General features: G+C 48.9%; 12 protein-coding genes and 1 pseudogene. 2 read left to right on the forward strand and 11 right to left on the reverse strand.

Annotation, left to right across the window (positions count from 1 at the left end; translation table 11 throughout):
• Positions 1-108: 108 nt before the first annotated feature.
• Positions 109-245, reverse strand: a pseudogene (locus BLQ16_RS08220) (transposase); the annotation flags it as partial.
• Positions 246-441: 196 nt separating this feature from the next.
• The gene (locus BLQ16_RS08225; protein WP_091792259.1) at positions 442-1,623 is read right to left on the reverse strand and encodes a stalk domain-containing protein; all 1,182 of its coding nucleotides are present in this window, start codon (positions 1,621-1,623) and stop codon (positions 442-444) included.
• 111 nt (positions 1,624-1,734) lie between these two features.
• On the opposite strand from BLQ16_RS08225, the gene BLQ16_RS08230 reads away from it, so the two are divergent.
• A complete protein-coding gene (locus BLQ16_RS08230) occupies positions 1,735-2,238 on the forward strand; it encodes a peptidylprolyl isomerase (protein ID WP_091792260.1) in 504 nt (167 codons plus the stop codon).
• Positions 2,239-2,347: 109 nt separating this feature from the next.
• On the opposite strand, the gene BLQ16_RS08235 is transcribed toward BLQ16_RS08230, so the two are convergent.
• The 8 genes from BLQ16_RS08235 to BLQ16_RS08270 all read right to left on the reverse strand — a co-directional run bounded on the left by BLQ16_RS08235 (position 2,348) and on the right by BLQ16_RS08270 (position 10,046).
• Positions 2,348-2,530 carry a hypothetical protein gene (locus BLQ16_RS08235; RefSeq protein WP_091792261.1) on the reverse strand — a complete coding sequence of 61 codons (183 nt, stop codon included), beginning with the start codon at positions 2,528-2,530 and terminating at the stop codon, positions 2,348-2,350.
• A 19-nt stretch (positions 2,531-2,549) separates the two neighbouring features.
• The gene (smpB, locus tag BLQ16_RS08240; RefSeq protein WP_091792262.1) at positions 2,550-3,002 is read right to left on the reverse strand and encodes an SsrA-binding protein SmpB; all 453 of its coding nucleotides are present in this window, start codon (positions 3,000-3,002) and stop codon (positions 2,550-2,552) included.
• Positions 2,983-5,142 carry a ribonuclease R gene (rnr, locus tag BLQ16_RS08245; protein ID WP_091792263.1) on the reverse strand — a complete coding sequence of 720 codons (2,160 nt, stop codon included), beginning with the start codon at positions 5,140-5,142 and terminating at the stop codon, positions 2,983-2,985. Before rnr ends, smpB begins: the two co-directional genes overlap by 20 nt.
• Positions 5,143-5,315: 173 nt before the next feature.
• Entirely contained in the window at positions 5,316-6,698 is a 1,383-nt protein-coding gene (gene argH / locus BLQ16_RS08250; RefSeq protein WP_091792264.1) for an argininosuccinate lyase, read from the reverse strand.
• Positions 6,695-7,924 carry an argininosuccinate synthase gene (locus tag BLQ16_RS08255; protein ID WP_091792265.1) on the reverse strand — a complete coding sequence of 410 codons (1,230 nt, stop codon included), beginning with the start codon at positions 7,922-7,924 and terminating at the stop codon, positions 6,695-6,697. Before BLQ16_RS08255 ends, argH begins: the two co-directional genes overlap by 4 nt.
• An 11-nt stretch (positions 7,925-7,935) precedes the next feature.
• The gene (gene argF / locus BLQ16_RS08260) at positions 7,936-8,859 is read right to left on the reverse strand and encodes an ornithine carbamoyltransferase (protein WP_091792266.1); all 924 of its coding nucleotides are present in this window, start codon (positions 8,857-8,859) and stop codon (positions 7,936-7,938) included.
• On the reverse strand, positions 8,846-9,190 hold the full coding sequence (locus tag BLQ16_RS08265; RefSeq protein WP_091792267.1) for a hypothetical protein: 345 nt from the start codon (positions 9,188-9,190) through the stop codon (positions 8,846-8,848). Before BLQ16_RS08265 ends, argF begins: the two co-directional genes overlap by 14 nt.
• Positions 9,183-10,046, reverse strand: a complete 864-nt coding sequence (locus BLQ16_RS08270) for a prephenate dehydrogenase (protein ID WP_091792268.1) — start codon at positions 10,044-10,046, stop codon at positions 9,183-9,185. The genes BLQ16_RS08265 and BLQ16_RS08270 overlap by 8 nt, the downstream gene beginning before the upstream one ends.
• A 107-nt stretch (positions 10,047-10,153) precedes the next feature.
• Between BLQ16_RS08270 and BLQ16_RS08275 the strand changes: the two genes are divergently transcribed.
• Positions 10,154-11,392 carry a competence/damage-inducible protein A gene (locus BLQ16_RS08275; RefSeq protein WP_159428056.1) on the forward strand — a complete coding sequence of 413 codons (1,239 nt, stop codon included), beginning with the start codon at positions 10,154-10,156 and terminating at the stop codon, positions 11,390-11,392.
• Positions 11,393-11,481: 89 nt separating this feature from the next.
• Here the strand turns inward: BLQ16_RS08275 and BLQ16_RS08280 are convergent, their stop codons facing one another.
• On the reverse strand, positions 11,482-12,531 hold the full coding sequence (locus BLQ16_RS08280) for a peptidylprolyl isomerase (protein WP_091792270.1): 1,050 nt from the start codon (positions 12,529-12,531) through the stop codon (positions 11,482-11,484).
• Between the last annotated feature and the right edge of the window lie 9 nt (positions 12,532-12,540).

A 12,540-nucleotide genomic window follows, 5' to 3' on the forward strand; every position in this document is an offset into this window, starting at 1 on the left:
ATAAGGGGCTGTTACTGGCAGCACTCACGTGCTCTGAATTTCTTTCTCTTGCAACAAATCCCCCAGTTGGCGCTAAAGCGCCTATTTTCATACTTTATTTGACCTGCTTCTCTTGCATAGGTCTCTTAACGCTTTTCCTATGCTTTTTTCAATCTCCCATAGATAACCTGTCGCTTATATTTTGGCGCAAACACGATATGATACTTACAATTCCAACTTGTATGTGCTAAGCTTCTCTTATCCATATGGATACCTCCTTGATATTTTATTGCCGATAACACAATAATTTTATCATAGGAGGTTCTTTTTTTACTTGAAGCTAAAGCTTTTGATTCCTACCACCAGCATAGCTGGTGGTTTATTCATGCTAAAGCGAACAAAAAAGATCGCTCACTTCATTAAGAAGCAAGCGATCCATTCGCTTTAAATGCAGGGCTTAGTTTAGTAGGAAGACATCTCCTGCCAAATTTTTTCAACAATGATTTGCCCGTAGCCATTACCGGGCACTGCCCAACGGCCGTTCAAGTCTGACCAAACAGCTGCTTTACCGCGGTTGCCGTGGTTGAAACGACCATCGTAGAGTTCACAACCCATCGGCAAGGGCTGGGCACTGGCGTAAGAGTACAAATGCTGTAAATGGGCCTCAACACCAATGGCCGGCGTCTCATAGCACCAACCGTGCATGCCGACAGTTAAATGCGCTTTCGAGCCATCTATAGCGGAAAAAACTTGTTTCTGTAAGTCTTCTTCTGTCGTTACACGACCGATGGCCCCTAGGCCACAATAATTGTTTTGCATAGGCAAGACTTCATTGCCATACTGAAAATAACCTGTTTCCTGAATGGCTTGTGCCAAGGCTACATCACCGCGAATACCGTAGCGTGGCGCAATGGACAAATATAAGGCACCAATATTGCGCGGAAAGGGCGTAAATGTTTTGCCATTACGTGCGGCCTGCGTCTTAATCTGCACTTCCTTGGCCGCTAAATAACGGTTGACTTGCTCTAAACTTAATTGCGCATCACCTAAAATGGTCATATTATCCGCCCTATTTCCCGGCAAGGCAGGCGTGCTCTGCGGCTGAGCGGGCTCTTCTGCAATAAAGTCACTTGCTGCCGGCAGGGACTCTTTGGGCGGTGCCCAGGTGCTATCCGGCCTGGACTCTTTTTCAATGAGCTGCCGGTTGTGGTCGCGTACCGTTACCAATCCGTCGTGCCAACCCACTTCTGCGCCAAGGCCTTCAGAAATAGCTCGCAAGGGCACCATCGTGTATCCGGGCGCTTTAATATAGGCCTTCCCCATGCTGGCATCCGTCTCCAGCAGAGTCCCATTAATGTAAATAGCAATGTCCCGACCCGGATTGATCAACCCATCAGAGGCGGTTCCCTGTCGATTAATGGTCACCACTCGGTTATCCCCATCCCAGCGAACATCATACCCGAGTCCCTCAGAAATGGTGCGCAAGGGGACATAAACACGTGAAGACACCAGTTCAGGCCTGGGCTCGGAAAAATAAGTTGAATCGTTAATCAATAATGTAATCGCCGCCTGTGCCGGCGTCTGTAAAATCCCCATACAGGCAAAGACCCCCACCAGCATCCCTGCCATGAATTTTTTCAGCATTCGTTCATAGCCTCCTCATCATCGTTTAAAGCAGCCACATAAAAGGTATTTAAACAAGTACGCGACTATATGTATTTTACCGCAAAATATATGACCAAAGGAGACAAATTAATGACAAATCCAATTGTGACAATTGAAATGGACAACGGCGATATAATAAAGGTCGAACTGTATCCGGACATTGCACCGAATACAGTGGCCAATTTTGCCGACTTGGTGAAAAAAGGGTATTATGATGGGCTGACTTTCCACCGAAACATCCCCGGTTTTATGGTGCAAGGCGGTTGCCCCAACGGTACCGGCACCGGCGGCCCGGGCTACACCATTGCCGGTGAATTTACTTCCAACGGGTTTGAAAACAATTTAAAACATGAGCGCGGGGTGATCTCTATGGCACGCGCCATGGATCCGAACAGCGCCGGGTCTCAATTTTTCATCATGCACGCCAAGGCCCCCCATTTAGACGGAGATTATGCCGCTTTCGGTAAGGTGACGGAAGGCATTGAAGCCGTCGATCACATTGTGGAAGTCCCAAGCCGCCCTGCCGTCATTAAGAAGATGACTTTAGAAGCAGGCGACGTGTCACTGCCTGAACCGAAAGTTCATCGTCGCTAAAAATAAAAAAAGAGCTTAGCCAAGGCTAGCTGCACTTCTTAAGCCGAAAAACCGGTCGGCCAGACCTGCAGTCGTCATGGGCTAAGCTCTTTTTTATGCGTAAAATTCTTTAATGCCTGAAGTTTGGGTTGCTGTTGTCCAAGTCCGAATTGGTTGCCGCATCGGCCAAAAAGATGGACACCACGCCGAGGATGGTGATAAAAAGGGTCCGTGCCACCCGGCGGAATAGGCTTTTTTTCACTTCTGCAAAATAAACTTGACGAATATCTTTTGTGGTTAATTTTTGTCCCATAATGGTCTCCTTCCCGGATTTATGACCGTTGGCGCGATTTCAATGCCCGGTCAATATCCCGCCGCGCCGACTTTTCGGCAGCAACGGCGCGTTTATCGTATAATTTTTTACCCTTTGCAAGGGCCAGGTCTACCTTCACTTTATCATGATCAAAATACAACTTTAACGGCACCAAGGTCAAGCCTTTTTCCTGAGTTTTTTGTGCCAAACGCAAAATCTGCCGCTTGTGGAGCAATAATTTTCGCTTGCGCAAAGGATCAACATTGAAAATATTGCCGTGCTCGTAGGGGCTGATGTGCATGCCCTCAATAAAGATTTCACCATTGCTGATGGAGGCATAAGCATCTTTTAGGGTCACATGACCGGCCCGAATGGACTTCACTTCAGTCCCTTTCAGCACGATGCCAGCTTCCACACTGTCTTCAATATAATAATCATGGCGTGCTTTTCGGTTATCTGTGATGACCTTCATTTTCCGCCTCCTGTTCAGAAACCAATTCAAAATCAAGCTGGACCAGGTCAACATTGGCTTTGAGCAAGCGCACCGTGACGCTTTCGCCTAGTCGATAAGACCGGCCGCTATGCTCCCCAACCAGCAAAAGTTGGTCCGGATTAAAATGATAAAAATCATCCACCATCGTTGAAATATGCACCAGACCTTCCACCGAATTGTCCAGTTGAACAAACAGACCAAATCCGGTCACGCTGACCACCCTTGCCGGAAAAATGTCCCCTACATGAGGGACCATGTATTCCACTTTTTTCAAGGCGACCACATCGCGCTCCGCTTCTTCCGCCATACGCTCGGTAATGCTGGCCTGGTCTGCATACCGTGCCACCAGAGCTTCCTGAGTAACCAAGCGTTTTTTGCTAATTTTATACTGGTGACGAATGTGCTCTTTGATCAGCCGATGGATGGCCAAATCGCTGTAGCGGCGAATGGGCGAGGTGAAGTGGGTGTAGTACTTGGACGCCAGTCCAAAATGCCCCAAGGGTTTCGGCGAATAATAGGCGTGTGTCATCGAGCGCAGCATAACCATATTGATTGGATAGGCTTCCTCTGCACTCACTTCATCCAATACGTCCTGATAATCGCCGGGCTTGATTTTATCGTCTTGAATATGTAGGGTGTAGCCATATGTTTGCAAAAAGGTCCGAACATCTTCAAGACGCTCTTTTTCCGGCGCCTCATGCACCCGGTAAATAAAAGGGGTTTTTAACCAGAAAAAGCGCTCAGCAACCGTTTCATTGGTCACAATCATGCATTCTTCAATGATGCGCTCTGCCACGCCACGCGTTTTCCAATAAATATCAATTGGTTTCCCGTCAGCGTCCAAGCGTACACCGCTTTCAGGAAGATCAAACTGAATCGCGCCGCGTGCCAGTCGTTTTTTCAGCAAGACCCGCTGTAGGTCCTGTAAATCTTCTAGCATGGGTACGATATCCCGGTAAAGGCGGGATATGTGACTGTCACCGGCTAAGATGGCATTGACGTCATCATAGGTCATGCGCGCCTTTGTGTGGATAACACCTTCCATGATTTCATGGGCAACCACCCGGCCCTGTCCATCAATTTCCATAGCACATACCAGGGCCAAACGATCTTCGCCCGGATTCAAGCTGCAGATGCCGTTGGACAACTCCGGCGGCAGCATGGGCAGAACGCGATCCAGCAAGTAAACGCTGGTGCCACGCTTGAAGGCCTCTTTATCAAACACAGAGTCTTCCGTAACATAAGCGCCGACATCGGCAATAGCAACCCGCAAGAAATAATGATCGTTGTCCAAAACTTCCAATTGAACAGCGTCATCCAAGTCTTTAGAATCAGCACCATCTACTGTAATAAAGGGGATATGGCGCAAATCATGACGGTTGTTAAAAGCATCCGCCGTCACCTTTTGCGGAAGCTGACGTGCTGCTTTAGCAACTTTATTGGGAAATTCAACGCGCAAATGGTGGTCATAGATAATGGACAAAATATCAATACCCGGTGCCCCCTGTTTGCCCAGCACCTGCTTGATGATGCCTTCATGGTTGCGGGACCCGTCAGACCATTTTGTAATTTCCACCAGAACCACATCATTTTTCTTAGCGCCATTAAAGTCTTCTTTACGCACAAAAATATCGCCGGCATCATCGGTGAGCACAAAGCCAAAATGCTTGCGCGATTCAAAATTGCCGATAAAGGACGTTCTAAACCGTTCTAAAATACGAATAACTTCCCCGGTCGCCCGCATTTGCTCGCCAGTTTTCGGGTTGGTTTTTGCCGGCGCGCCTAAGCGAACAATGACCATATCTTGGTCTAAAACGCCGTTCATGGCATGGGCCGGTATAAAAAGGTCATCTTTATCGGGATTATCCTGGATTAAAAATCCAAAGCCTTTTTTATTTTTTTTAATCCGCCCTACCACTAAATTCAACTGCTCCGGCAATCCATAGCAATTCGTCCTTGTTTTAACCAGGGCCCCCTCAGCGATTAAGCTGTCAATATTTTTTTGTAAAGCCTTCTTCTCAGCCTTGGTTAAGTCCGGAAAAAGCTTTACGATCCCGTCAAACGACAGCGGACGGGTCGCTTTCGTCTGAAAGATTTTTAAAACAAATTCTTTATTCATGTGTCACCTCTTTCCTATGATAAATGATTCTCTCCTAAAAAGATAGGTGTAGAGGTCAGTGGTCAAAAAAATTACGCGAAATTAACCCAGGGGCCGGTCTATACCCAGACCAAAAAAATACGCCCGGAGTCAGCGCAAGTTTGCGCCTCCCCCGAGCGTGGAATTTATTTTGATTATTTTTCTTGGGCTAACCAGGCCTTTGTGTCTTCAAGGGCTTCCTCCACTTGCGGAAAACCAGGTGCCCCCTTGGTATGCCGTCTTTTAACGCAGGTGTCTACGGCGATGGCCTCATAAATATCTGCTTCAATCACCGGAGAAGCTTTCTGTAGCTCAGCTAGGGACAAGTCCCCCAAAGCCTTGTTGGTATTTAAGGCATAGGTGACCAGTTCGCCGACCACCCGGTGGGCATCTCGAAAGGCAACGCCCTTGGTCACCAGATAATCTGCCAAGTCTGTGGCATTGGTAAAGCCACCTTCGCTGGCGCTGCGCATGCGATCGGCGCGGACATTCAGTGTTTTCAGCATGGGCGCCGCCATCATCAGGCATTTTTGCCAGGTGTCGATGGCGTCAAACAGGCCCTCCTTATCCTCCTGCATGTCTTTGTTGTAAGCCAGGGGCAAGCCTTTCATTGTCATCAACATGGCCATCAGATGACCGGTCACCCGGCCGGCCTTGCCACGAATCAATTCAGCCACATCCGGATTTTTCTTTTGCGGCATAATTGACGACCCGGTGCTATAGGCATCATCTAATTCAATAAAGGCAAATTCTTGGCTGGCCCACAGCACAATTTCTTCACTTAAACGGGATAAATGCATCATGCTGGTCGCCGCAGCATAGAGGTAATCCAAAACAAAATCCCGATCGCTGACCCCGTCCATAGAATTGGCGCAAGGCGCATCAAAGGCCAGGGCAGCCGCGGTCTGTTCGCGATCCAGCGGATAAGTTGTACCGGCTAAAGCACCGCTGCCCAAGGGCATAATGTTGTTATTTTTTTGCCAATCGTTTAAGCGCACCACATCACGGCGAAACATTTGGATGTAGGCCAAAAGGTGATGGGCAAAGGTGACCGGCTGGGCCCGCTGCAAATGGGTATAGCCGGGCATAATGGTTTCAACATGGCGGACCGCCAATTCCTGCAGGACCTCAATAAGTGCCAACAGGAGCTGGCGGGTTTCTGCCACTTGCTCCCGCACATACATCCGCAAATCCACGGCCACTTGATCGTTGCGGCTGCGGCCGGTGTGCAGTTTTTTGCCTACATCGCCAACCTTGGCCGTCAGCAGCCGTTCGACATTCATATGGATGTCTTCATCTTCCGTGGTAAACTGCACCTTTCCTGCTTCAATATCCGCTTGAACGGCCTGTAAACCTTGGACCAGTGTCTCCGCCTCTTCAGCGGTCAACACGCCTACAGCCCCTAGCATCTGTGCATGGGCAATGCTGCCGCGAATATCTTCACGATAGAGCTTTTGATCAAAGCCAATGGATGAATGAAAATCTTCCATCAAGTGGTCGCTGTCTTTTGAAAAGCGACCGCCCCACAATTTACTCATTTTTCCTCCGTGTTTAAGCCTGCTTTTTCTTTCATGAGAGCGTTCACTTTCACCGGCAAGCCGAATAAGTTGATGAAGCCTTCTGCATCCGCTTGGTTGTAAACTTCATCTTCACCGAAGGTTGCAAATTCTTCATTGTACAAGGAATAAGGTGATGTCATGCCGGCAGAATGGCAGCTGCCCTTATAGAGTTTCATCCGAACCTGGCCGCACACCGTTTTTTGGCTAGCGTCCACAAAAGCGTCCAGGGCTTCTTTAAGGGGGGTAAACCAAAGGCCGTCATAAACCAGTTGGGCATATTGGTTGGAAACAGTGTTCTTGAAAAAGATGGTCTGCCGGTCCAGGGTCAATGATTCCAGGGCCAAGTGTGCTTCGTGCAGTAAGGTGCCACCCGGGGTTTCATAGACACCTCTGGATTTCATCCCTACCAGGCGGTTTTCGACCAAATCTTGGATGCCCACACCGTGTTTTGCCGCCAATTCATTGGCCTTTTCCAATAAGGCCAGCGGTGCCAATTTTTCACCGTTGATGGCCACCGGCGTTCCCTTGTCAAAATCAATGGTAACGTATTCGGCTTCATCAGGTGCATCTTCCGGCCGGGTGCAAATCAAGCATAAATCGGCCATCGGTTCATTGGCCGGATCTTCCAGGTCGGCGCCTTCGTGAGATAAGTGCAGGACATTCCGGTCCATACTGTAGGGCCGTTTCTTCGTCACAGGCACTTCAATGCCGTGTGCATCGGCATAATCGACTGCATCTTCCCGGCTCTTAATGTCCCAAATACGCCAGGGTGCAATGATTTTTGTACTCGGAGAGAGCGCCTTAATGGCCAATTCAAAGCGCACTTGGTCATTCCCTTTACCGGTGCAACCGTGACAAATATAATCTGCGCCTTCTTTTTTAGCCACTTCCACCAGGGCCTTACCAATCAAGGGACGCGCACAGGAGGTGCCGAGCAGATACTTGTGCTCATAAATGGCGCCGGCACGAATCACCGGAAAGACATAGTCTGCCACAAACTCGTCTTTCAAATCCATAATATATACTTTTGATGCACCGCTGGCGATGGCCTTATCGTGCACCTGCTTGACTTCATCGCCTTGGCCCACATCGGCACAGCAGGCAATCACTTCACAATTATAATTTTCTTTTAACCAGGGAATGATAATAGAGGTATCCAAGCCCCCGGAATAAGCCATAACCACTTTTGTTACTTTGTTTTCCATATTTTTTCCTCCTATTTCATAACCGATGCCATAATCGCTTTATGGGCGTGCAGTCTGTTTTCCGCTTCATCAAAAACTACAGACGCTGCGCCTTCCAGCACCTCTTCCGTGACCTCCAAGCCCCGGTAAGCCGGCAGGCAGTGCATAAAAATGGCCTCCGGCTTGGCAGCCGCCATCAAGGCTTGGTCCACTTGGTAAGCGCTGAAAGCCGCTTGTCGCTCAGCCTTTTCATCTTCCTGTCCCATGCTGGCCCAGGTATCGGTATAAATCACATCCGCATCAGTCACCGCTTCATAGGGGTCTGCAACCAAGCTGATACGGTCACCGCCGATGGCCTGAGCTGCTGCCAGAACTGATGCATCCGGTTCATAGCCTTTAGGACAGGCACCGACAACCGTCATACCGACTTTGGCACCGCCGATATATAGTGAGTGTAACATATTATTACCGTCACCGACATAGGCGATTTTAATATTTGCCAGCTGGCCCTTATGCTCTTTGATTGTCATCAGGTCGGCAATCACTTGTGTCGGGTGGCACTCATCTGTCAACCCGTTGATGACCGGCACATCTGCACAATCAGCTAATTGCTCTACTTCCGCTTGGGCAAAGGTGCGAATTAGTATGCCATCGACAAAGCGACTCATCACGCGAGCCGTATCGGCAATGCTTTCCCCGCGTCCAATTTGCAGGTCTCGGCTGCTTAAAAAAAGGGCATGCCCACCGAGTTGATACATGCCCACTTCAAAGGCCATGCGCGTCCGGGTCGATGCTTTTTCAAAAATCATGGCCAAGGTTTTTCCTGCCAGATGCGGGTGGGGAATCCCCGCTTTCAATTCTTTTTTCAGCTGCAAACCGGTTGCCACCAAGTGCTCAATTTCCGCACCTGAGAAATCGGCCAGCGCTAAAAAATCCCGTCCTTTAAGATTGATCATCGTTTTTCTCCTTTGCAGGTGACGGCAACAATTTAAAAACAATATTTTTAAAACCGATGCAGCGCGCCCGATAATAGGGGCGGATTTTAATCTCTGCCAGCTCTTCCGGCCTGCATTGCCGATAGAGGGCGCCGGTTTCAGCGTTTATTAGGCAGAACTGCTGGTCTTCAAATGATAAATGGGCATTGAAAAACCAGTCCGTTTCGCTGCCGTCGGTGTTGACAAGGCGGTAATTGACGTGGGTCAAGCCTGCTCTTTCCTGCGCTAAAAAATCATGGATGCCCTTGATCAAAGCAGCAGGCGTTGAAAAGCTTTCAATCCGGTCATTCATCCTCTTCCCTCCAAGCAGCCATGTCCGCATCATTGCTTTCTTTGCGACGCGACCCTTCCGCTAGGAGGCTTTTCAAGAGAACGCCATCCCCTGCATCAATGGCACGGCGCAAATCAAGCAAGTGGGCAATAAGCTCATCAATTTCATGCACCAGATCAGGAGCATTGAATAAAAATAAGTCCCGCCACAAGTTGGCATCCAGCCGGGCCACGCGCGTCAAATCTCGAAAGCTGCCGGCAGAAAAACCGGCCTGCAGGTCTGCTGTCGGACTCATCATGTAGGCGGAACTGACCACATGCGCCAGCTGAGAGGTATAGGCGATAATACGGTCGTGGGCTTCCGGCGTCGTGATAACTGTCCGGGCAAAGCCGATGGCTTTTGCAAAGCGGTCGATCTCCGCCAATACAGGCTGTTCCCTAAATGGTCTCGGCGTCAGTATGAGCGATGCGCCGTCAAACAAATCCACCAAGGCGTGGTCATACCCGTAACGTTCACGTCCAGCCATCGGATGCCCACCGATAAAAATTGGTCCCTCTCCGGCCAGCTCGACAGCCAGCGCCTCATAAATCGCTCCTTTGACGCCACAGGTATCAAAAATCATCGTCTCCGGTGAAAACTTTCTCCAATTGTCTTTTAAATAATCAATGGTTGCTTGGGGATGGAGGGCAACAATTACCACATCTGCCGTTTGAAGATCCCGTTCCGTTGCACGCCTGGCAATAGCGCCTTCGTCAACAGCCTGGGCCACAACAGCAGCATTAGTATCCAGCCCAACGACCAAGTGGTCCGTTCGTCCACTGATGGCCTTGGCCAATGAGCCTCCGATCAAGCCTAAGCCCACAATAAGAAAGGTCATGTATTCACGCTCCTCGCTTGGATAATTATACATCCTAGCTTAATTTTATGCAACACCTTGTTATTGAATCTTTAAAAGCGTATAGTGACATACGAGGTGATCTACTTATGTTAGCTGAAATTATTGCCGTTGGCAGCGAACTGGCCAACGGTGCGGTTATCAACACCAATTCCGCTTGGTTGGCGCGCGCCCTGCAAAAGTACGGGTTAGCCGTCACCCACCACACCATCGTCGGTGACCATACAGCATATCTACGTTCCACGATAAAACAAGCCCAGGCCCGGTCTCAATGGATATTTATCACTGGTGGCCTAGGGCCGACCTATGATGACATTACCAAAGAATGTGTCGCTGCAGAGCTGAATAGACCCTTACACCTGTCCCCATCGGCTATGGACCACGTTGAAGATTTTTTTCGCAACCGGCAAAAGCCCATGACCGCCAACAACCGTAAGCAAGCCCTTGTTCCTCAGGGCGGTGAAGTCCTGGAAAATCCCGCCGGCTTGGCTCCCGGCATTTGGTTGGAAGAGGGAACAAAAACCATCATCCTCTTGCCCGGCCCGCCCCACGAAATGAAAGCCACCTTTGAAACTTCAGTAGCGCCGCGCTTGGCCAGTTTACGCCAATCTGTCATTTGCACGCATTCTCTGCATTTTTATGGTATTGGAGAAGCGGAGCTTGACAACACCCTATCTGATCTGATGGCCTCTTCTGAAAACCCCAAGGTTGCCCCGTATGCAAAAGGTGGCGAAGTGGAATTGCGGTTAACCGCTCAGGGCGAGAGTCCCGCTGCTGCTGAAAAACTCCTAGCGCCCTTAACCCTATCCATCGCTGAACGCTTTCAGGACAATTACTACGGTAAAGATGTCGGCCATCTAAAAAATGCTTTGGCGGCTGCCTTGTCCGACCGTGAATTGACCATTGCTGCAGCTGAAAGCTGCACCGGCGGCTTGATTTCAAAATGGCTGACTGATATACCCGGCAGCTCAAAATACTACCTCGGCGGCATTTGCACCTATTCAGAAACAGCAAAGCAGCATTTCCTCCACGTTTCCCCAAAAACCTTGGCCACAGAAAGCGCCGTCAGTGCCGATACCGCCGCTCAAATGGCCATCGGCGCCAGGCGTGAATTTCAAACAGACATTGCTGTGGCCACCACCGGCATTGCCGGACCCGGTGGTGGAAGCGCCAAAAAACCTGTTGGCCTCGCCTACATCGGACTGGCAACCGCCGATGGGGTAAAAACCTGGCGTTTTCAAGCCGGCAGCCTCCAATGCAAAAGCCGGGATGCCGTCCGCGAAGCCGTTGCCAAAGAAGCTTTTTTCCGCATTTTAAAATCCCTATAGCCCTTTCTTGAACAGGCCACTAACCCTATAAAAAAGAACCGTGCCAACCCTTGAGCACGGTTCTTTATCTATGATCTTAAGCTAATGCCTTATTTTGCTGCAGCCGATGTTTCTTGGGCAGCAGGCGCAGAGCTTTGGGCAGCGGATTTTTGTTGCTGTTTTTCCATCTGTTTCTGCGCTTTTTTCATGAGCTTATCCGGATTGTAATTGTCATCCAGGTATTCGATTTTAGCGTCTTTTTTCAATTTAGCAACCAGTTCTTGCAGTTTTGTTTTAACTTCGCTTTCTTGAAGTTGCTTGGTCAGATCGGCCTTCACTTCATCATAGCTTTGTTGGTGCGGTTCTTTTTTATCTTCTACCTTGATGATGTGGTAGCCGTACTGGGTTTTGACCGGTTCCGTGCTGATATCGCCAGGGTTCATGGCAAATGCAGCATCGGCAAATTCAGCCACCATGGCGTCTTTAGAGAAGTAGCCTAGTTCGCCACCTTTTTCCGCGCTGGCGGTATCTTCACTGTTTTCTTTAGCCAATTTCGCAAAATCGCCGCCATCATTTAATTTCTTGATCAGCTCTTTCGCCTTGGCTTCATCTTTTACAAGAATATGAGAAGCCTTAACCTGTTCGCCAACGTTGAACTGGTCTTTGTTCTCATTGTAATATTTTTCCGGATCAACTTTAATGTCTTTTTTTAATTGATCGGTCAGTTTTTCATACCGCAATTGTTCCTTGAGCATTTCATCAAATTGGTCATCATTGATTTTGTATTTTTCCATAGCCGATTTGAAATTTTCTTCAGAACCGTAAGACTTGATGGATTTCTTCCGCAGTGCTTCAATATCTTTGTCTGTAATTTTAATGTTACGACGGTCTGCTTCTTGGCGAATCAATTCAGTGGTCACCAGTCCGTCAATAATTTGAGCCCTGTAGTAGTCTGCCATGGCGTCGCCATCTTTAATTTGGTTAATGGTCAGCATCTGGTCAATACGTCCGTCCAAGTAGCCGGTCTTCAAGGATGCATCATTAACCTTAATGACCGTCTTGCCGGAATTGACGCCATCAGAACCGCAGCCGGCCAATACGGAAAAGGCCATAATACCTGCCATCATTAGTGCGAGAGTTCTTTTCAATTTCAAATTCATTCGCTCCTT

The sequence above is a fragment of the Peptococcus niger genome, assembly GCF_900101835.1.
Taxonomy (GTDB): Bacteria; Bacillota; Peptococcia; order Peptococcales; family Peptococcaceae; genus Peptococcus; species Peptococcus niger.

Excerpts from the sequence above, each read along its gene's own strand:
- BLQ16_RS08225 (WP_091792259.1), bottom strand. The coding sequence starts at position 1,623 with ATGCTGAAAAAATTCATGGCAGGGATGCTGGTGGGGGTCTTTGCCTGT.
- BLQ16_RS08230 (WP_091792260.1), top strand. The coding sequence starts at position 1,735 with ATGACAAATCCAATTGTGACAATTGAAATGGACAACGGCGATATAATA.
- BLQ16_RS08235 (WP_091792261.1), bottom strand. The coding sequence starts at position 2,530 with ATGGGACAAAAATTAACCACAAAAGATATTCGTCAAGTTTATTTTGCA.
- smpB (WP_091792262.1), bottom strand. The coding sequence starts at position 3,002 with ATGAAGGTCATCACAGATAACCGAAAAGCACGCCATGATTATTATATT.
- rnr (WP_091792263.1), bottom strand. The coding sequence starts at position 5,142 with ATGAATAAAGAATTTGTTTTAAAAATCTTTCAGACGAAAGCGACCCGT.
- argH (WP_091792264.1), bottom strand. The coding sequence starts at position 6,698 with ATGAGTAAATTGTGGGGCGGTCGCTTTTCAAAAGACAGCGACCACTTG.
- BLQ16_RS08255 (WP_091792265.1), bottom strand. The coding sequence starts at position 7,924 with ATGGAAAACAAAGTAACAAAAGTGGTTATGGCTTATTCCGGGGGCTTG.
- argF (WP_091792266.1), bottom strand. The coding sequence starts at position 8,859 with ATGATCAATCTTAAAGGACGGGATTTTTTAGCGCTGGCCGATTTCTCA.
- BLQ16_RS08265 (WP_091792267.1), bottom strand. The coding sequence starts at position 9,190 with ATGAATGACCGGATTGAAAGCTTTTCAACGCCTGCTGCTTTGATCAAG.
- BLQ16_RS08270 (WP_091792268.1), bottom strand. The coding sequence starts at position 10,046 with ATGACCTTTCTTATTGTGGGCTTAGGCTTGATCGGAGGCTCATTGGCC.
- BLQ16_RS08275 (WP_159428056.1), top strand. The coding sequence starts at position 10,154 with ATGTTAGCTGAAATTATTGCCGTTGGCAGCGAACTGGCCAACGGTGCG.
- BLQ16_RS08280 (WP_091792270.1), bottom strand. The coding sequence starts at position 12,531 with ATGAATTTGAAATTGAAAAGAACTCTCGCACTAATGATGGCAGGTATT.